The sequence below is a fragment of the Nocardia gamkensis NBRC 108242 genome (assembly GCF_001612985.1).
In the GTDB taxonomy this organism is placed as follows: domain Bacteria; phylum Actinomycetota; class Actinomycetes; order Mycobacteriales; family Mycobacteriaceae; genus Nocardia; species Nocardia gamkensis.
The window spans coordinates 103,234-121,725 of the sequence record NZ_BDBM01000008.1; the positions used below are offsets into that span (position 1 = coordinate 103,234).

Annotated in this window: 22 protein-coding genes and 1 tRNA gene; 8 read left to right on the forward strand and 15 right to left on the reverse strand. The window is 66.4% G+C overall.

Annotated features, from left to right (window positions below):
- The first annotated feature begins 52 nt into the window (after positions 1-52).
- Complete coding sequence (locus NG1_RS09550) at positions 53-277, forward strand: DUF6374 family protein (protein ID WP_040865689.1); 225 nt, start codon at positions 53-55, stop codon at positions 275-277.
- A gap of 24 nt (positions 278-301) precedes the next feature.
- Here NG1_RS09550 and NG1_RS09555 read toward each other — a convergent pair whose 3' ends face one another.
- The 5 genes from NG1_RS09555 to NG1_RS09570 form a co-directional block, all read right to left on the reverse strand.
- The gene (locus tag NG1_RS09555) at positions 302-658 is read right to left on the reverse strand and encodes a hypothetical protein (protein ID WP_157113942.1); all 357 of its coding nucleotides are present in this window, start codon (positions 656-658) and stop codon (positions 302-304) included.
- A 171-nt stretch (positions 659-829) separates the two neighbouring features.
- Complete coding sequence (locus NG1_RS36525; protein WP_157113943.1) at positions 830-982, reverse strand: hypothetical protein; 153 nt, start codon at positions 980-982, stop codon at positions 830-832.
- Between the two features lie 504 nt (positions 983-1,486).
- Positions 1,487-1,939, reverse strand: coding sequence for an NUDIX domain-containing protein (locus NG1_RS09560; protein WP_062969791.1), 453 nt, complete (start codon positions 1,937-1,939; stop codon positions 1,487-1,489).
- Between the two features lie 5 nt (positions 1,940-1,944).
- Entirely contained in the window at positions 1,945-3,195 is a 1,251-nt protein-coding gene (locus tag NG1_RS09565) for a DegT/DnrJ/EryC1/StrS family aminotransferase (RefSeq protein WP_210750285.1), read from the reverse strand.
- The gene (locus NG1_RS09570) at positions 3,195-4,304 is read right to left on the reverse strand and encodes a Gfo/Idh/MocA family protein (protein WP_084498806.1); all 1,110 of its coding nucleotides are present in this window, start codon (positions 4,302-4,304) and stop codon (positions 3,195-3,197) included. The genes NG1_RS09565 and NG1_RS09570 overlap by 1 nt, the downstream gene beginning before the upstream one ends.
- Positions 4,305-4,505: 201 nt before the next feature.
- On the opposite strand from NG1_RS09570, the gene NG1_RS09575 reads away from it, so the two are divergent.
- Together NG1_RS09575 and NG1_RS09580 are read left to right on the forward strand one after the other, a co-directional pair.
- Positions 4,506-5,246 (forward strand): helix-turn-helix domain-containing protein, encoded by a 741-nt coding sequence (locus NG1_RS09575; protein WP_062969693.1) that lies wholly within the window; start codon positions 4,506-4,508, stop codon positions 5,244-5,246.
- A gap of 6 nt (positions 5,247-5,252) precedes the next feature.
- Complete coding sequence (locus NG1_RS09580; protein ID WP_062969694.1) at positions 5,253-5,723, forward strand: NUDIX hydrolase; 471 nt, start codon at positions 5,253-5,255, stop codon at positions 5,721-5,723.
- Positions 5,724-5,741: 18 nt separating this feature from the next.
- Here the strand turns inward: NG1_RS09580 and NG1_RS09585 are convergent, their stop codons facing one another.
- The 3 genes from NG1_RS09585 to NG1_RS09595 form a co-directional block, all read right to left on the reverse strand.
- The gene (locus tag NG1_RS09585) at positions 5,742-6,272 is read right to left on the reverse strand and encodes an HD domain-containing protein (RefSeq protein ID WP_063910304.1); all 531 of its coding nucleotides are present in this window, start codon (positions 6,270-6,272) and stop codon (positions 5,742-5,744) included.
- Between the two features lie 173 nt (positions 6,273-6,445).
- Positions 6,446-6,763, reverse strand: a complete 318-nt coding sequence (locus tag NG1_RS09590) for a hypothetical protein (RefSeq protein WP_062969695.1) — start codon at positions 6,761-6,763, stop codon at positions 6,446-6,448.
- 288 nt (positions 6,764-7,051) lie between these two features.
- Positions 7,052-7,125, reverse strand: a tRNA-Ile gene (locus tag NG1_RS09595).
- A 106-nt stretch (positions 7,126-7,231) separates the two neighbouring features.
- Here NG1_RS09595 and NG1_RS09600 point away from each other — a divergent pair.
- Complete coding sequence (locus NG1_RS09600) at positions 7,232-7,681, forward strand: nitroreductase/quinone reductase family protein (protein WP_062969696.1); 450 nt, start codon at positions 7,232-7,234, stop codon at positions 7,679-7,681.
- On the opposite strand, the gene NG1_RS36530 is transcribed toward NG1_RS09600, so the two are convergent.
- Both NG1_RS36530 and NG1_RS09605 read right to left on the reverse strand, forming a co-directional pair.
- Complete coding sequence (locus NG1_RS36530) at positions 7,666-7,824, reverse strand: hypothetical protein (protein WP_157113944.1); 159 nt, start codon at positions 7,822-7,824, stop codon at positions 7,666-7,668. The two genes, NG1_RS09600 and NG1_RS36530, sit on opposite strands and share 16 nt — an antisense overlap.
- A 64-nt stretch (positions 7,825-7,888) precedes the next feature.
- A complete protein-coding gene (locus NG1_RS09605; RefSeq protein ID WP_062969697.1) occupies positions 7,889-8,884 on the reverse strand; it encodes a zinc-binding dehydrogenase in 996 nt (331 codons plus the stop codon).
- 76 nt (positions 8,885-8,960) lie between these two features.
- On the opposite strand from NG1_RS09605, the gene NG1_RS37725 reads away from it, so the two are divergent.
- Both NG1_RS37725 and NG1_RS09610 read left to right on the forward strand, forming a co-directional pair.
- Positions 8,961-9,122, forward strand: a complete 162-nt coding sequence (locus NG1_RS37725; RefSeq protein WP_174315423.1) for a hypothetical protein — start codon at positions 8,961-8,963, stop codon at positions 9,120-9,122.
- A gap of 312 nt (positions 9,123-9,434) precedes the next feature.
- Positions 9,435-9,950 (forward strand): UCP032817 domain-containing protein, encoded by a 516-nt coding sequence (locus NG1_RS09610; RefSeq protein ID WP_062969698.1) that lies wholly within the window; start codon positions 9,435-9,437, stop codon positions 9,948-9,950.
- On the opposite strand, the gene NG1_RS09615 is transcribed toward NG1_RS09610, so the two are convergent.
- Genes NG1_RS09615 through NG1_RS09625 form a run of 3 tightly spaced genes read right to left on the reverse strand, consistent with a single transcriptional unit; the run spans position 9,951 to position 13,755 of the window.
- The gene (locus NG1_RS09615; RefSeq protein WP_062969699.1) at positions 9,951-11,732 is read right to left on the reverse strand and encodes an SDR family oxidoreductase; all 1,782 of its coding nucleotides are present in this window, start codon (positions 11,730-11,732) and stop codon (positions 9,951-9,953) included.
- Between the two features lie 26 nt (positions 11,733-11,758).
- Positions 11,759-12,856, reverse strand: coding sequence for a PDR/VanB family oxidoreductase (locus tag NG1_RS09620; RefSeq protein ID WP_062969700.1), 1,098 nt, complete (start codon positions 12,854-12,856; stop codon positions 11,759-11,761).
- Positions 12,853-13,755: a metal-dependent hydrolase gene (locus NG1_RS09625; RefSeq protein ID WP_062969701.1), complete on the reverse strand. Its 903-nt coding sequence runs from the start codon at positions 13,753-13,755 to the stop codon at positions 12,853-12,855. The genes NG1_RS09620 and NG1_RS09625 overlap by 4 nt, the downstream gene beginning before the upstream one ends.
- Positions 13,756-13,953: 198 nt before the next feature.
- Here NG1_RS09625 and NG1_RS09630 point away from each other — a divergent pair, with 198 nt between their 5' ends.
- Positions 13,954-15,345, forward strand: coding sequence for a WS/DGAT/MGAT family O-acyltransferase (locus NG1_RS09630; protein ID WP_062969702.1), 1,392 nt, complete (start codon positions 13,954-13,956; stop codon positions 15,343-15,345).
- A 48-nt stretch (positions 15,346-15,393) separates the two neighbouring features.
- On the opposite strand, the gene NG1_RS09635 is transcribed toward NG1_RS09630, so the two are convergent.
- Positions 15,394-16,290, reverse strand: coding sequence for an alpha/beta fold hydrolase (locus tag NG1_RS09635; RefSeq protein ID WP_062969703.1), 897 nt, complete (start codon positions 16,288-16,290; stop codon positions 15,394-15,396).
- Between the two features lie 339 nt (positions 16,291-16,629).
- Between NG1_RS09635 and NG1_RS09640 the strand changes: the two genes are divergently transcribed.
- Positions 16,630-17,373, forward strand: coding sequence for a glucose 1-dehydrogenase (locus NG1_RS09640; RefSeq protein ID WP_062969704.1), 744 nt, complete (start codon positions 16,630-16,632; stop codon positions 17,371-17,373).
- A 1-nt stretch (position 17,374) separates the two neighbouring features.
- Here NG1_RS09640 and NG1_RS09645 read toward each other — a convergent pair whose 3' ends face one another.
- A complete protein-coding gene (locus NG1_RS09645) occupies positions 17,375-18,373 on the reverse strand; it encodes a YdcF family protein (RefSeq protein WP_062969705.1) in 999 nt (332 codons plus the stop codon).
- Positions 18,374-18,492 lie beyond the last annotated feature (119 nt).

Below are 18,492 nucleotides of genomic sequence, written 5' to 3' on the forward strand. Positions count from 1 at the left end.
CACACCCCACTTGTATCGAAAACATGTTCGACTCGAGGTAGGGTGCCGGAGCATGCCGGACCTCGAGCCCACCCAGTTCGCCTACTCGCAGATCAACGCCGTACGCAGGCAACTGCTCGATGCCGCCGCCTTCGGAAAGCACCTCCGCCCCGAACACCTGGAGAACATGGCAGGCAAGCTCGCCGAAGGATTGCGCGCCTACACCGAAGCCATGACCCCCACTACCCCACCCACCGACGGCCGCGCCTGCCTCGACTACCGAGGACGCAACCACTGACGGTCCACCCTCGCCCGTGCGGCGTCATCCCGGCGAGCAAACCTGCCCCGAGGGTCCGGACACCAGGATGAGGAGCACGAACCCGAACATCATGACGAGAATCCCAAAGCTGCTCAGAGCGAATCGAATTCGGCAGAGACGTCGACGATGTGCCCACAGGTCGATCAACAGGACACACCCCACACCCAGCATGGTGCCCGCACCCGCGATTTGAAAACCTTGCGCAGCGTCGAACTCCGCGGCGTTCGCCGTACTGTCGCAGTAATCCATGAGCCCTTGGGTCAAGAGCAGATAGCCGCCCAGATAAATGGCAGGCCCGAAAAGCACCGAGCAGAAGGAATAGACCAACGCGAGTACAACCGGGCGTTCCAGCGGCTTCACCCTCCGCACCGTAGTTCATCACCAGCACTGAAGACTCGGAGCAGAAACCGGCACCCCACCGCCTCGCGCATGCTTTTGTGCGCCCCAGGAGGAGCGGACGCGCGGGCATAACACTCGGCGGAGACTCGGCCCGGCGTGTCAGTGCCCGCCAGCGACTCGTCACTATTGATATCAGTCGTCATAGTCGGACGGCCAGAAAATCATCGCGACGACGAGTGCGAGCGGCATGCCGATAACGAAGACAAGTCCGACTTGCGCCGCACTCACCGGCGGACCCCGCCCACCGGTGACCAGCGCCCGAACGACGCGCGCGGTGTCGCACATTCGACATCGGCAACCGCCATCACCCGGTCCAGCGTTACCACGTCCACGTGTGCGGACGATGGGAGCAACACCACGTCGACTCCGGATGACTCGACCTGTTCAGCCAGACCCAGTACCGACCCCGTGTCTGCCCAACGCAGCACATACCCCAACCGTCGCGCCAGGCGACGCACCTGAGCCGCGTCCCATTCTGATGTTGGTGACGATGGGTCTATCCAACCGAGCGCGTCCATTCTCCTTGTGCCTTCCGTCCCCTGTTGTTGGCAAGTTCCCGCCGCATAGTTCGGATTCCGTGGCACGTCGAGGGCGACTCGACTCGAGCGAACCCGTGACCACGTCTTGGATCGAGTACGGTTGCGTGAGCATCAAGTTCGCCGGTCGGTCGATTACGTTCCCCGTAGCTGACCGGACTCGGTCAGCTCCGCTCAAAGGCGGCCGGGAGCGCGACTACGGTCCACTGGTTCGACAACCCGCCCGAGCCGACCAGATCTACTCCCTGGTTGCTTAGCCCACCGAGTGCGACGCTCGGAATCGTCGCAGCACTTCCTGCACCGCTTCTGTGACCGGTGGTTCCTCTGTCAGCTTGATCCATGTGTAGGCGTCGTGCTCGGTCAAGACTATTTTGTCCGAGTTGACCACCTCGACCGTGAAGTTGAACTGTCGGCTCTTTTTCCCGCTGCCGGACTGGTAGTCGAACTCGCCGAGGTAGCTTCGGATGACGGTCACGTCCAAGCCGCTCTCTTCCTTGACTTCGCGGATCAACGCATGATCAAGGGATTCGCCGTCGTCGACCTTGCCGCTGGGCAGCTCCCAGATGCCACCCATGAAATCGTCGGCAGGTCGTTGCAGCAGCAGTACTTTGCCATCGTGTTGAACGACGGCACCCACGACGAGTTGTTGCACACCGTCACGGTCGGCTTCTTGGGCCAGCTTGTCCAGCAGCGCAGGTCCGATCATCGAGTTCATCCTTTCAGGGCGGCGTGGTTGCTGATGACTTTGTGGAGCGCTTCGATGTAGCGGTCTACAAGCGGAAGGTCCTGCTCACGGTGCCACACAGGAAGTTTCAGCGTGGCATGGTGGAGCTTCTCAGCCCGCGGGTGATCCCCCGGTGCGTAGGCCAGTCTGCCGGTGAAGGCCGGGAATAGTGGCCCTGGCTCCTGGAACACAGGTAACGAATTGAGCGGACAGGTGGATCCGGGCCGGTCGAATTCGCGGCAACCTTCGGCGTGCAGTGCCGCATGAAAGCGTTCGATCGGAACATTGTCGAAGAAGGCGGCGTCGTAGTAGATGGTCAGCCCGTACCACGCGGGCCGCGCCTGTGGGTCTTGCCAGGTGATCGTGATGCCCGGTTCGCGATGGAGCTCGGCGCGAATATGTTCGGCGATGCGTTGCCGCCCGGCCAGGTAGTCGTCGAGATGGGGCAGCTGCTGTAGGGCCACTGCCGCACCGAGCGGATGAATGCGGTGCTTGAGACCCATTCCTGTGACGCCGTACCGGCTCAGCGGAAAGCGCGGCGGGATCTCGTTTCGGCAGCGCTTGTTGTACTGGCCGTGTAACAGCACGCGGTAGTAGATCTCTTCGTCGTCGGTCAGAACGAAACCGCCTTCTCCCGCCGACAGAGGCTTCGGTCCGTTCATGCTGAATGCGGCAGCCCGGCCGAATGTGCCGACCTTGATTTCGTCGACCGTGGCGCCGTGGGCATGGGAAGCATCTTCGAGCAACGGCAGGCCATAGGAGTCGGCGAGCGCTGCCAGTCGTTCGATCTGGGCAGGCATGCCCCACATGTGCGTAACCACGATGGCCTTGGTGCGCTCAGTGATGCGTCGAGGGACATCAGTCGGGTCGAGGTTGCCCTTGGTGTCACAGTCCGCCAGGACCGGAGTCGCACCGAGGTGGAGCAGCGGCGTGGCGGTGGCAAAGAAGGTGTAGGCGGGCACGATCACCTCATCACCCGGCCCGATGCCGCAGGCCGCGTACATGGAGTACAAAGCGGCGGTTCCCGAACTGGTGAGCACGGCATAGCGGGTGCCGAAGTATTTCTGGAGCGCGTCTTCCAGTCGTTCGATGATGCCGGACCGATCGTAGATCGAGATGCCATTCTCCAGTTGGTCGAAGACCGCGAGCCTGGTGGCCTCCGTTATAGGCGGCCATGAAAAGTGCGGCACATCATCGGTGACGACCGGTCTACCGCCGAGCAGCGCGAGAGGTGACATCACCAAAGCTCCTTCGGATTGATCGCGGTGCGCGTGCGTGCCGCTTCGTAGCAGGCGGCAACAAACGTCATGTGAAAGAGGTTGTCGGCGGGACCGCTGAGGTTTGGCCTGCTGCCGTCGATGACGCGGTGAAAGTAGTCGATCTGGCAAGCCGCAGCCGAGGGCCAGGCCTGCTCCCGCCGGAGCGACTCGATGACGTCACCACTGTTGGTCAACCGGCGAATACGGCCATGCTCGAGGTGCACGACACCATCGGAGCCGACCAACCGGATTTCCTCGGTTTTCGGGCCGATGAACCGGGAGAGCAGCAGCGAACCGTACAAGCCGCCGTCGTAGGAGAAGTGCACCAGCGCCGTATCTTCGGCGTCGTAGCGCCGGTCCGGTCGGGCGCCCACCGACAGGTCGGCCGTGATGCTGTCGGGCAGACCGAAGTACCACAGAAGCAGGTCGATGAGGTGGTAGCCCATGTCGATGACGCAGCCGCCGCCCGCTTTGGCGGTCTGCCCGCGCCAGCCTTCGGACGGATCATCGATGTGCATGGTGTACCGGGCGTCGATCAGAAACGGCGGACCGATCTGATCGGCCAGCTGGAGGAAGCTGGTGTAGATCGGGTTGAAGCGCCGTTGCAGCGTCACCATCAGGACAATGCCGGATTGCTCGCACAGCTTGGCCAGCTCAATGGCCTCGGCCAAGGTGGTAGCAAACGGCTTCTCCTTGAGCACATGCACGCCGTACTCAGCAGCCGACTCCACTACTGCGCGACCAACATCGTGGGGTACGCAGACCACAACAAAATCGAGATCGACCTCTTGCAGCAGCTCGCGGTAGTCGGTGAAACCAGGCACCTGCCAGACTGCTTGCTGCTCGTGCACGGTGGTCGGATCGTCGTCACAGACGGCCACCAGGTCGACATGGCGCGACGCCGCAAGCGCTGGAAGATGATCATTCATCGCTTGCCGCCCGAGCCCTACAACACCCGCACGCAACACGGCGGTGCGATCACCGGGCCGATGCTGCGTGCGCCACTCCGGCCCCCTATTCGGGCAAACTATTCGCCGTGCCGGCACCGCCGCAGGAGTGACGCCGCGGAGCGATTCGCATGTCTTCATCTGGTCCCCCAACTCGTCACATTGTGCTGGTCGCCTCCAGAAGCCTTGTTCATCAATGCCCGTTCCTTCGAACGTAGGGAATGCTCTGCCGCTCTCTACTTTTCGTTAAGACGTCAGGCGTAAGGACCGCATAGGTGGACTTGCCCGGACGTCTCAGGTACTGTTCAAGACGTCCCTAGACGTCCCTAGATTGGAAGTCAAATGGCGAACGAACGCCTTCGCAGTGCGATGCAGCAGGCTGGCCTCGACATCCCGGACGTCGCGAACAAGGCCGGTGTAGAGCCGAAGACCGTCGAGCGGTGGATCACGAAGGGCCGGGTGCCCTATCCGAAGCACCGGCATGCGGTCGCCGCCCTGGTCGGAGAAACAGAGAACTACTTGTGGCCGGACGCACTCGCGCCGGAACGGAAGGTCGAGGTCGCACGATCAGAAGTCTTGACGGTCTACCCACACCGGAGTGCAATCCCAAGCGACCTGTGGAAGCGGCTGCTGTCGAGTACAAGCAAACGACTCGACATCCTCGTGCTCGCAGGTTTGTTTCTCGCCGAGGAGCCCGAGTTCACGCGAACCCTGCGCAAGAAGACATGTGACGGGATGAAGGTTCGACTGCTGTTCGGTCGCCCAACCGCAGCGGAAGCCGACAAGCGCAGCGCCGAGGAACGTCTGGCGGCAGGCACCGTGCCCTCGCGTATCAACAACGCACTCGCACTGATCGAGCCGCTGGCCGAGATCGGCAGCGTCGAACTCCGATACCACGACACGACGCTCTACAACTCGGTGTTCCGATTCGACAACGAGATGATCGTCAACATGCACGTCTACGGGCTGCCGGGCGCGCACGCCCCAGCGCTTCATCTGCGCCAGCTGCCCGCCGGCGACATGTTCGAGACGTATATGACCAGCTTCGAGCACGTATGGTCGAACGCGACCCCCGAAAGGTGATCGTTCATGGCCCGGACCGACTATTTCCACGACCCCGACGCTCCTACCCCGAACAGCATCAAGGTGGCCGTTAGTGCCCTCGTACGCGATTCACAGGGCAGAATCCTGATGATCCACCGCACCGACAACGATCACTACTCGATCCCTGGAGGCGGGCTGGAGGCGGGCGAAACGGTCACACAGGCGCTCATACGAGAGGTCAAAGAAGAAACCGGGATCGACGTCAAGGTCACCGACCTCATCGGAATATTCTCGAATCCAGACCACGTCATTGCGTACGACGATGGTGAAGTACGTCAAGAGTTTTCTATCTGCTTTCGCGCCGACCCAATCGGCGGCGAACTCCGAACAAGTTCGGAGTCGAAGGAAGTCAGATGGGTTGTACCGAGCGATGTTTCGTCTCTGGACGTCCATCCCTCGATCGCGCTTCGAATCGAGCGGGGTCTAACTCCCTCAGCGAGGCCGTATTACACGTAACAGACGATGAAGAGCTGACTATTCACGCAACAGCTTCTCGGTACGGTCAGCTGCTTCGATCAGCTCAGGCGCGGCCTCAGCCAACGACCTGGATACGACATGGTCCGGGCCGTAGCGTTCGCGGACCTCTGCAATGCGACTGAGCACATCCGTCGTCTCACCGGTTGGGGTCGTCGTAATATCCGCCCACCACAGCGCGTCACGCAGCACTGTCTGCTCGTCCGGCCATTCGATCTCTATATCGCGGTTACGCGCCTCAACACGAGCACACGAATGGTTGGCGACGAGAGCGCACAGACGGTCCGGCGCACCCTCACGCCGCAGGAACTCGGCGCCATCCACAGGGTGGAATCCAGTCCTACGAATCGATGGAGCGTAGCCGATGTCATGCAACCACGCCGCAGCCTGCAAGAGGTCCGAATCGTCAACCACATCGACGGCCTGCCGAGCATGCCGAGCGACGCCTTGGACGTGCCGCCACCGTCGAGACATGCCGACAAGATTGTCCCCCGCCAGCTGCGCAGCCCAGGCAACGAAGTTATCGGTCATACAGGCAACCGTAAAGCCTTGTCGAATGGCCCGCTGCTGCCCCGAGACTGCACCGGCCAGACCCGTCTTACAGTTTGGCGCCCGGCCAATGGATTGTGCGATCAAACTCCGACCACTGTCCTGACCAGGAAAATCCTGGCCAGGACAACGCATCCCCTCAGCCCGGGTCGCCGTCAGGCGCAGACGCGATTGAGTTCGTCGGTGTACGGGTCGAGGTCGGTGACGTTCTCATCTACCAGCGCGTAGGCGTAGGCGGTGATGACATCCTTCTCCGCGCCCTGGGCCAGATCGGCCAGCCCGCTCAGTCTGTCGGACAGCGCTGCCGCCGTCGCCCCGTCCAGGGTGCCGCCGTTCGTGTCGATCGCGATGTTGATCAGCTCGATGGCCTTGGCGCAGTGCGTGGACTGGGCATACGCGGGTGCGGCGGGCAGGAAGAACAGAGCGGCAGCGGCCGCAGAGAACACAGCGGCGAAGGCCGTCGACTTGGTCATGATTTCCTCTCAGAACGTTGGCGTGATCGTAGCGCCCCCGCGTCGAACCGCCCCCAACGAGACATCACCACCTACGGCTACAGGGGCACGTAACCCTTGGCGTCGGAGGTGAACTTGAACAATGTGACGGCGATGTAAGCATGAACAGCACGAGCGAAACTGCGGTGATCGCCCTGAAGGGGTCCCCATGGCACCGGCGCTCCCGCAATAATCCATTGGTGAACCCGAGCCGCTGTTCTGGATCGAAACCTCTCGCGAGAAACAAACTCGCTGGTCAGCGGCCATTTGTGGGGCGGGCGGGGCTCGAACCCGCGACCAATGGATTATGAGTCCACGGCTCTAACCGACTGAGCTACCGCCCCGTGCCGCGGGAACCGCGAGCGTTGTGGATGCTACCGGGTTCTATGGGGTGGAAACCAGTCGCCTGGCTTAGGGTGGAGGCTTCGGAAACTTACTGGAGGGTCAGGTATGGCCGGTCTGTTCACGAAGGTACTGAAGGCGCATCAGTGGGTGTACGAGAACAGCGGTGGGCTGGTGGGGCATCGGCTGCTGCTGGGGAATCCGACGCTGCTGCTGCGGACGGTGGGGCGTAGGTCCGGTGCGCAGCGGACTTCGGCGCTGACGTACGCGCGCGACGGCGGGGACTATCTGGTGACGGCGTCCAACGGCGGGTCGCCGCGGCCGCCGGGGTGGCTGGCGAATCTGAAGGCGCGGCCGGAGTGCGAGATCCAGGTCGGGCGGCGGAAACTGACGGTGCGGGCCCGGGCGACGTTGCCGGATGATCCCGAGTACGCCCGGCGATGGGCGCTCGTCGACAAGGTGAACAAGGGTCGCTACGGCGCCTATCAGAAGCTGACCAAGCGGCCCATCGCGGTCGTGGTGCTGACCCCGGCGGAGCGGGGTCAGTCGTCGCGATAGTCCTCTTCCCAGTCGTCCTCGTAGTCGTCGTCCCGGTCGTCCCATAGCTCGGCTTCCTTGGGTGGCCGGCTGGCGAACGCCACGACAGCGACGACGAAGCCGAGGACCACGATGACGATACCGACGACGAGCAGAGTCTCCACCCCGGCACCCTAGCGCCGTCGCCGGGACCTCGCACTACGTCAATTGTCCAGTTCGCCGCTTTGTTCACACTGTTAACAAAGTGCGCCCCACGGCCGCTCGGGACTCGATGGCGGCATGCGCCCGATGGGCTTCGTCGAGCGGGAAGGTCTGGCCGATGACGACCTCCAAGCGCCCCGCGGCGACCTCGTCCTGGGCGCGCCTGGCCAGCGCCTGCCAATCGACATCCGAACCGGTGATGTCGAACAGCCCGTAGACGGTGACACCGCGCGCCGCCGCGTCGTCCCGGTCCAGTGCGGCGAATTCCCCTGCGGCAGCGCCATATCCGAGGAAGCGCCCGCCGTCCGCGACGACCGAGAGGGCGGCCTCGCCGAGCGCGCCGCCCGCGCCGTCGAGCACCACGTGCGCGCCCGCTCCCCCGGTCGCCACGCGCGCCTCGGCCGCCCAATCGGGCACGGAGTAGTCGACCACCGCGGTCGCGCCGAGTCGCGCGGCCAGTTCCAGCTTCGTGGCGCCACGCGCGGCGGCGACCACGTTCGCGCCCGCGGCCCGGGCGAGCTGGATCAACAGGACGCCCAGGCCGCCGGCCGCGGCGGTGATCAGCACCCATTCCCCCGGTTGGACAGCGGCGCGGTCGAACACGGCGAGCGCCGTCCTGCCGTCGTGGGTGAGCGCGACGGCCTGCGCCGGGGTCAGCCCCTCGGGCGAAGTCACCAGCGTGTCCGCCTTGGCCAGTGCTTTCTCGGCGTATCCGCCGATCGGCAGGCCTCCGCCGATACCGCTGGCCGCGGTGGGCGTCGACACTCGCTTCCCGACCCAGGACGGATCGACACCGGGACCGACCGACGCCACCACACCGGCGATCGCGCCGCCGGGCACGTAGGGCAGCTCGATCGCGAAGAAGTCGGTGCCCCAGCCGGAACGCAGCCGAGTGTCCAGGAACATCACGTCCGCGGCGGCCACGTCCACGACCACCTCGCCCGGCCCGGCCGTAGGCTCCGGCAGCTCCCGCACCACGAGCACCTCTGGCCCACCGAACTCACTGGCTTGTACAGCCCTCATGACACACCCTTCGTCGTTCCTTGCCGTCCATCGACGAAGATCAGCATGGAACCTCAAGGCATGTTGAGGTCAAATCGTGCGTCAGGAACCGCCGCCGCAGCTCGAACTACTGCCCCCGCCACAGCTGGAGCTACTGCCCCCGCCACAGCTGGAACTGCTGCCGCCGCTGCAACTGGAACTGCTTCCCCCACCACAACCACTACCGCTCCCACCACCGCAACTACTGCCGTGGTGGTGATGGTCGTGGTGGTGGTGATGTCCGCCCCCGCAGCCGCTCGGCTGGTCGAACCCGCCGATCAAACCGGCGCCGCCGGCCGCCCAGAACGGATCCGTGGAACCCCCCTCGTGATATCCCCCGCTTCGATTCCCGACGCCCCACCCACCATACGGGGGCGGCGGCAGGAACCGGTTGCGCTGCGAGCGGATGACGACGACCACGACGATGATCGGAACCGCCACGAGGAGCAGCACCATCAAAAGAATGAACAGAAGGATGAGTGCGCTCATGTCAGAACGGTAGCGGCCCATCGGCGCGCACGTACAGTGAACTGTGGTGAACTTCAGGTTCCGTAGATCTCCGGCGCGCGAGATCGACCTGGCGATCGTGCGCGCCGCCGTCGACGCGCTGGAACTGCCCGAGGCCGTCTACAAGACCTGCCCGTGGCAGCCGCGGGAATTGGTGGACAAGGGATTGCGGCAGTGGCTGCTGTGCTGCGGCGCCGCCATGCGGGACGACCAGGTGATCGGCATGCCGTCGCACGCGGTGGACGAGGCATGGCACGGGTTCATCCTGTGCACCAAGCGCTACGCGGAGTTCTGCGCGAGGGCCTACGGCCGCTTCCTGCACCACTTCCCGGAAGGCGCCGGGCCGCCGGTCGATTCGCACGGCAGCATGGCGGAGCAGCTCGGCCGCACGGTGGTGGCGTGGTCGTTCGTGGCGGCTCCGGGCGAGGAATGCGTGCTGTGGGATCTGGACCGCCGGGTCGGCGTCGAGCAGCCGTGGGGCGTCGAGCCCGAGCGAGTCGTGGCCGTGGAGGCCGAACTCGCCCGTGCCCTCGCCTCCTGATCAGGTCAGCTTCACCCGCGCCGCGAGGAATCGCACGACGGCGGGCGCGAGCCGCCCGAAGTGGTATTGCAGGTGGGCCTCCGGCGTCACCGGCACGACGCTGCGATTGCCCTCGATGGCGCGCACGATCCGCTCGGCCACCTTCTCCGGGCCGTAACGCCGCATCCGATAGAGGCTGTCGTAACGCTCCTGCTTGCGCTGCTCCTCCTCCGGGCTGACACCGGAGAACCGAGTGCGCCGCACGATGTCTGTGTGCACGATGCCGGGGCAGATGGTGTGCACCGAGATCCCGCGCCCGGCCACTTCGGCCCGTAGACAGTCGGAGAACATGAACACCGCCGACTTGCTGGTGGAATAGGCGCTGAACCCTTGTTGCGGACTGTAGGCGGCCATGCTCGAGAGGTTCACGATGTGCCCGCCGAGGCCGCGCTCGGCCATGGCCGGGCCGAACGCGCGACAGCCGTTCAGTACGCCGCCGAGGTTGATCCGCATCACCCGGTCGAATTCCGCCGCCGACGTCTCGAAGAATCCCCCGGCCTGTCCGATTCCGGCGTTGTTGATCAGGATGTCCGGCACGCCGTGGGTCTCCAGCACGGTCGCGGCGTGCGCCCGCATCTCGTCTTCGTCGGCGACATCGAGCGGATAGGCATGCGCCACACCGTGTTCGGCGGCGATCAGCTCGGCGGTCTCCTTCGCGGCCGCGAGATCGATGTCGGACACCACGATCTCGGCCCCGCGACGGGCCAGGGCGAGCGCGGTCGCGCGGCCGATACCGCTGCCCGCGCCCGTGATGACCACCAGCTGATCGTCGAACGGCCGCCCGGTGCGACCCACCTCGGCGCGGCGCAGCGTCCGGGGCGCCGCCGAGCCGCCGAGCGTGTCGATCAGTTCGGTGGTCGCGGTGGCCAGTAGTTCCGGATGCGAGAACGGCATCCAGTGCCCGGCTGGCACATCCCGCCGCCACAGCCGCCCGGTCCACTTGTGTTCGTCGTCGAATCCCGCGGGCCGCACGGCGACGTCGCGTCCGGCGACGATCAACTGCACCGGCACCTCGGTGTGCCGCTCGCGCGGCGCGAGCATGCGCTGCACGATGTTCGCGCGATAGATCAACAGGCCGTCGACGATGTCGGCGCGGAAGGTCGGGCCGAGCCGCACGTTCGACGGCGCGGTCTCGTTCATGATCGAGACCACCCGCTGCCACACGCGTTCGGTCCCGGCCAGGCCGAAGGCGGCGCGCGGCAGCCCGGGAGTCATGAAGAAGAAGGTGTAGGCCGACGACAGCAGCTGGGTGAACGGCTGCCACACATTGCGCGGGGTCGGACGGGCCAGCCGGTTGCGGATCCACTTGCCGATGTGGTCCAGGTTCGGCCCCGACACCGAGGTGAACGACGCGACCCGAGTGGCGGCGCGCGGCTCGCACACCGCTTCCCACACCTGCACCGAACCCCAGTCGTGGGCGAGCACGTGCACGGGCCGGTCGGGGCTCACCGCGTCGGCGACCGCGTAGAAGTCCGCGGCCAGGCGATCGAGCCGGAAGTCGGCGGTGCGCCGGGTGCGGGTGGAACGGCCGTGCCCGCGGGTGTCGTAGGCGACGACGTGGAATCGCCGGGCCAGCCGCGGCACGACCGCGTCCCAGAGGTGATGGGTGTCCGGCCAGCCGTGCACCAGCACGACGGTCTCGGCGGCCGGGTCGCCGTATTCATAGACGGCGAGGTCGAATTCGCCGCTGCGCACGGTTCGTTCGATCGCGGGGAGTTCGGCGATTTCGGTGGTGGTCATCATTCTCCTAGGCCGATCGGGAGGCCGGATCACAGATCGAGCACGAGGCGTCCGCCATCGGCGCGCGAGACGCAGACGAGCATCGCGCCCGCCTCACGTTCGGCGGCGGTGAGCACGCTGTCGCGGTGGTCGGGTTCGCCGGCCAGCACCCGGACCTTGCACGTGCGGCAGAAACCCTGCCTGCACGAATACGGCCGGTCGGGCCGGGACGCGAGGATGGCGTCGAGCGCGGTGCGCGTCGCGCCGACCTCGACGACCTCCCCGGTGGAGGCGAATCGGATTTCGAACGGCTTGCCGTTCACGATCGGCGGCGGCGAGAACCGCTCGGAATGCAGTTCCACGGAGGGCATTTCCCGCACGGCGGCGGCGATCACGGCGATCATCGGCGCCGGACCGCAGCTGTAGATCGCGGTATCGGGACCGACACCGGGCAGCAGGGCGCCCGCGTCGGGGAGCCCGTGCTCGTCGTCGGTGCGCACCACGACGCGGTCGCCGAAGCCCTCGATCTCGTCCAGGAACGGCAGTGTCGCGCGGCTGCGCCCGGTGTACACCATCGACCACTCGATGCCGAGCCGGTGCGCCAGCCCGGCCATGGGCAGGATCGGCGTGACGCCGATGCCGCCCGCGACGAAATGCAGTCGTGCCGCCGGAGATCCGTGGCCCGGCACGGCGAAGGGGAACGCGTTACGTGGACCGCGCACCACGATCGGCGAGCCCACCGGAAGGGAGTCGTGCACCTCCACCGAGCCACCGCCGCCTTCCGGGATCCGGCGCACCGCCACCCGGTAGGCGCGGACGTCGGCCGGATCGCCGCACAGCGAGTACTGGCGCAGGCGGCCGGATGGCAGTTCGAGGTCGAGGTGGGCGCCGGGGCGCCAAGGCGGTAGCGCGCGTCCGTCGGGGGCGGCCAGCCGCAGGCCGACCACGTCTTGGTCGTGCGCCTCGATCCGGCGTTCGGTGACGACCAGCGCCATCCGCCGGTCGTCCGCCTTCGGACGGGGCTCGCGCCGGTTGACCAGCGTGGTCCAGCGCAATCGCGCCGAGGCGACCGCGTCGAACACCCGCACGGTGCGATCGACCTCGCGCCTGCCGAACAGATCCGCGGGCAGGTGGTCGGGCACGGTCACGAGGCAATCGCCCGCGCCGCAGGGGATTTGGCCAGGTAGGCCACCGCCTGCGCGGTGGAGCCGACCGTCTCCGGGTGGTAGCCCGGCTCGAAGGTGCTCAGGGCGCTGCGCAGCAGCGAGGGGACGCCGGGCAACGCGCCGCGCCACATCGCGCCGAAGACTTTTGCCAGCAACCGGGGGTAACCGAGATCGGGCAGATCGCGGTCCTGGTGGACCAGGAACTTGGTGCCGCGCACCACCAAGGTCAGGAAGATCGGGAACACCAGCAGCATCAGCCCGGCGCGGCGCAGGTAGCCGGCACCGAAGTAGACGGCAACGTCGTGCGCGACGTGCCGGTGCTCGACCTCTTCGGCGCCGTGCCAGCGGAACAGGTCGGCCATGCGCGGGTCGGCGCCGAACCGCTCCAGATCCGCGTTGAGCACCCAATCACCGAGGTAGGCGAAGAAGTGCTCCAGGCAGGCGATGAAAGCAAGCCGCTCGACCAGCACCTGCCGTCCGGCCACGCCGTCCACATCACGCGGCCCGAGTGTCCGGCGGAACAGGTACTCGGCCTGCCGCAGATAGGGCTCCGGATCGATGCCGTGCACCGCGAGCACCTCGTGCAGCACCTTGTCGTGCGTCTCGGCGTGCATCGATTCCTGACCGATGAACCCGAGCATCGCCTCGCGCAGCTTCTCGTCCCGCACGTACGGCAGCGCTTCGGCGTACGCGGCGCAGAACATGCGCTCGCCTTCGGGCAGCAGCAGATTGAGCGAGTTGATCAGGTGCGAGGCGATGGGTTCGGTGGGCATCCAGCGCAGCGGAGTGTCCGACCAGTCGAAACGCACGTTGCGGGCGTGCAGCGCGACCGCGCCCGGGTCGGTGTCGGGCCGCCGCCCTGCCCTGCGAAGTAGCTTCATCGGTACTCCTCGATCCGCACGCGCCCGCACTCGTCGCGCGTTTCCTACATATCCGTAGCAAGCATCATACACATATATGGAACCTTCGGTAACACACAAAGTGGCCACCCGCCGTTGTACGGTGGCATCACTTCGCGACAGTCGTCACACCGGCCGCGATCGCCACAAAACTAGAACATGTTCTAGTAGGCTTTTGCTATGGAACGATTGACCGGATTGGATGCCAGCTTTCTCTACCTGGAAACCGGAACCCAGCATCTGCACGTGTGCGCGCTGCTGATCCTCGACCCGTCGTCGGGTGACTACTCGTTCGAGAGCTTCAAAGCCGAACTGGCCCGGCGGATTCCGCTGATTCCGCAGATGCGCCGTCGCGTGTACGAGGTGCCGTTGAATCTCGACCATCCCGTCTGGGTGGAGGACGCGAATTTCGATCTCGACTACCACGTGCGCCGGATCGCGATCGCGCCCCCCGCCGGGCGCCGGGAACTCGCCGAACTCGTCGGGGACATCGCCGGCCGCCCTATGGACCGCGATCGGCCGCTGTGGGAGATGTCGGTGGTGGAAGGCCTCGACGACGGAAAGGTCGCGGTGGTCTGCAAATACCACCACGCCGCCGTGGACGGCATCACCGGCGCCAACCTGATGATGCACCTGTGCGATCCGGAACCGGGCGCCGCCAAAGAGGTCCCCGACCAGCAGTGGCGCCCCGACCCGAAACCGAACGACTGGCAACTGCTCGCCGAAGCGGTGGTGAAGTTCCCGGCCAGGGCGGGCATCGTCGGCATGCTGCCGAAAACCGTCGGTATCGTCGCGAGCTTCGCGCAGCGCCGCCGCAAGAACAAGGCGGGCATGGCGGTACCGTTCTCCGCTCCCCGCACGCCCTTCAATCTCGCCATCACCCCGCATCGCGCCGTCGCGTTCACCGACGCCGAACTCGATGCCATCAAGGAGATCCGCTCCGCGTTCGGCGTCAAGATGAACGACGTGGTGCTGACCGTCGTCGCCGGTGCGCTGCGCACCTATCTGGCCGCACGCGACGAGTTGCCGGATCGCTCACTCATCGCCTCCGTGCCGGTGTCCGTGCACGAGTCGACCCGGCACACCGCGGGCGTCAACAAGGTTTCCGCGCTGTTCGCGACGCTCGGCACCGACATCGCCGACCCGGTGGAACGCTTGCGCGAGGTGGCCGAGGCCAACCGAGGGGCCAAGGAAGAGCACGAGGTGATAGGTGCGGACTTCCTGCAGGACTGGTCGAAATACGCTCCGCCGAACACCTTCCGGCTCGCGGCGCGGATGTACTCGTCGCTCAAACTGGCGGAGGTGCACCCCGTGGTGCACAACCTGGTGGTGTCCAACGTGCCCGGCCCCGCGATGCCGCTGTACTTCCTCGGCTTCCGGGTGGACGGGATGTACCCGTTCGGGCCGGTGTTCCACGGCGCGGGCCTGACGGTGACCGTGCTGTCGAACAACGACAAGCTGAACTTCGGTTTCATCGCCTGCAAGGAACTGGTGCCCGACATCGGGGCGCTCACCGACGCTGTTCCCGGCGTGGTCTCCGAATTGCTCTCCGCGGCGCGGACATCGGGCTGAGTGCCGGTCGACTGTCCGCCATCGCCGCCGGACAGGACCGAGCACCCGTCAGATCTTCGCCGCGACGGCCTCGCAGGCTTCGAGCAACACCGGGACGAAACGATCGGCCTCGAGCACGCAACACGCGTGCCCGGCCGCGACACGGTGCGTGCTCGCCCCCGGGATCATGGTCGCCATCTCGACCTGCCGGTAGACCGGGACCGCCCGGTCCCGGGTCGTGACGACCACGGCGGTCGGCATCGTCAGGCTCGGCAGCCACGCGGTCGCGTCGAAGCGCCCGACCGCGGCGAGCACCTGGGTGAGCGCCCAACCACTGGTACTGCGGAACTCGCCCAGTGCCCAGCGATCCAATCGCCCCGGCGTCCAAGTGACCACCGGGAGCTCGGGCAGACGCCCGGCGAGCTTCTCGGCCCGGCGGTAGGAGTAGGGCCCCACGGCGGCGGCGAAGGCCGCGAACGTTCGGTGAAAAGCGTGCTCGCGCCATTTCTCGCGGAACCGATAGGGCGTCGCGCAGAGCACCAGTCCGCTCACCCGGTCCGGATGGCGATTCGCCGCCAGCAGGCCGACGATCCCGCCCAGCGAGAACCCCGCGCAGATGGCCCGGTCCAGTCGCAGCGCGTCGAGCACGGCCACCACGTCGTCGGCGCAGTCCTCCAGGGTGAACCGCTCGGAGCGGATGCCGCGCCCGTGCCAGCGCTGGTCGAACAGGATCACCCGGTACCGCTGGGCCAGCGCCGCCAGCGACGGGAACCAGGTGAGGTACGCGGTACAGGCCGTGGCGTGCAGCAGCACGAGCGCGGGCGCGCCCTCCGGGCCCGGGATGTCGACCACGTAGGTCCGGCCCCGGCCCGGCAGTTCGACCAGGCGCCCACCGGGCACCTCGGCGATGTCGGGCACCCGGAAACGTCCACCGAACCGCGTCGTGCTTCGGCCGGGGTTCGTCATGACGCACCTCCCGAGCGGTCACACCGAAGACACTCTTAGAACGCGTTCTACATAAGCATGACACAGCGTTGGACCGGACGGACGCGAGGCGCTCCTAGCCGAGGCACACGATCGCCTTCGCGCCACATCGGCGAACGTGCCGACACGCCGCGGATCGACCTACACCCCTCCGCTCGTTACCGGCTCCCCGAGGCCGAGGCGTCCGATGTCCCACTCACCGGGCCCGGCAGCGTCACCGACCACTTCCCAGCGACTACCTGGGTTACCGTCGCGAGACGCGCCCACCAGGCGCGTTTCTGTAACGTGTTACAGACAGTTCGAGAGACGGAGGTACCCCGGATGGGGCGGTTGACCGGCAAAGTGGCGTTGATCAGCGGCGGAGCGCGCGGCATGGGCGCGGCGCACGCCAGGGCCCTGGTCGCCGAGGACGCGCGCGTGGTGCTGGGCGACGTGCTCGACGACGAGGGCACCGCGGTCGCCGCGGAACTCGGCGACAACGCCGCCTACGTCCACCTCGACGTGCGCGAGCCGGGCGACTGGCGCAAGGCCGTCGACGAGGCGGTACAGCGGTACGGGTCGCTGAGCGTCCTGGTGAACAACGCGGGCATCGTGAACGGCAACCTGCTCGTCGCGTTCGAACTGGCCGAATGGCAGCGGATCATCGACATCAACCTCACCGGCACGTTCCTCGGCATGCAGGCCGCCACGCCCGCGATGATCGAGGCGGGCGGCGGCTCGATCGTCAACATCTCCTCCGTCGAGGGCATGCGCGGCAGCCCGGGCCTGCACGGCTACACGGCCACCAAGTTCGCCGTGCGGGGGCTCACCAAGTCCACCGCGCTCGAACTGGCGCAGTACAAGATCCGGGTGAATTCCGTGCATCCCGGCATGATTCGCACTCCGATGACGGAGAACATCCCCGAGGACTTCCTGCAGATCCCGCTCGGTCGCGCCGCCGACCCGGCCGAGGTCTCCGCGCTGGTGACCTACCTGGCCAGCGACGAGTCGTCGTACTCCACCGGTGCCGAGTTCATCGTCGACGGCGGTCTGACCGTGGGCGTTCCGCACAAGAGCTTCGGCTGAGTCATCGGCCGGTGGCCAGCAGCACGAGGGGCGGCAGCGCCGCCGACGCGAGGCCCATGAGCACATTGCTCCACTTGTAGGCCACCAGCAACGCCGCGAATTCGCGCAGGAAAGCGCTCGGCAGGTAGTAGAAGGCGGTCCTGGCGCCCGTCACCTCGGCATCCAGGCGGAGGCGGCGCGCCAGGATCGCCGTGCGCAGCACGTGGAAATTGCTCGTCACCAGCACCATGCGCGTGGTGGCGCCGCGCTCGCCGAGCAGCCGCTTGGTGAAGAGCAGATTCTCCTCGGTGGTTTCCGAGCGATCCTCCAGCACCACGTGGTCTTCGGGCACCCCATGGCGGATCAGGTAGTCCGCCATCGCCGACGCCTCGGAAACCTCCTCATCGGAACCCCTGCCGCCACTGGCGATCAACAGCGGGGCGCGTCCCGCGTCGGCTTCGCCACGGTAGACCTCGATCGCGCGATCCAGGCGCGCGGCCAGCAACGGCGGCACCTCGCCGTCGACCAACCCGGCGCCGTGCACCACGATCGCGTCCATCTCGGGACGATAGGACAGCAGGCCGTAGCAGAGCGAATACAACAGGAACGCCGCGAACAGGAAACCGACGTAGCTGATCGCCATCGTCAGCGAGGCCAGCAGCACTACCAGCCAGCGATTTTCGGTCACCAAGGCGAGAGCCAGCACCACATAGGGCACCAGCAGCCCGAAGCCGAGCCCGAGCGGCAGCAGATTCGGCAGACGCCACCCCTCTCGACGCACCAATTGCGCGCCGTTGGCGATCGACAACCCGGCGAGCACCAAGACCAGCAGCGGCGACAGGAGCACCAGCAGCGGTGCGAGCACCACCGGCAGATCCCCTTCGGCCACCCGGCCCACCGCCCACGCGCCGACGAACCCCGCCCCGAGAAGCAGCAGCACTCCATGTCCCAGCCGCCTGCGGTCCCTGCCGAATCGCACCGCGAACACACCGAGCAGGACCACACCGACCAGCAGAAGCACCGGGCCACGGTAGCCGACCGGGGGACGGCGCGCCCCTGCGTCGACAAGCGGCGCGGCTACCTCGGCTTTTTTCGATCGTCCCCTACAGTGTGCAGGTCCAGGCATCGGTCAAAGCGACC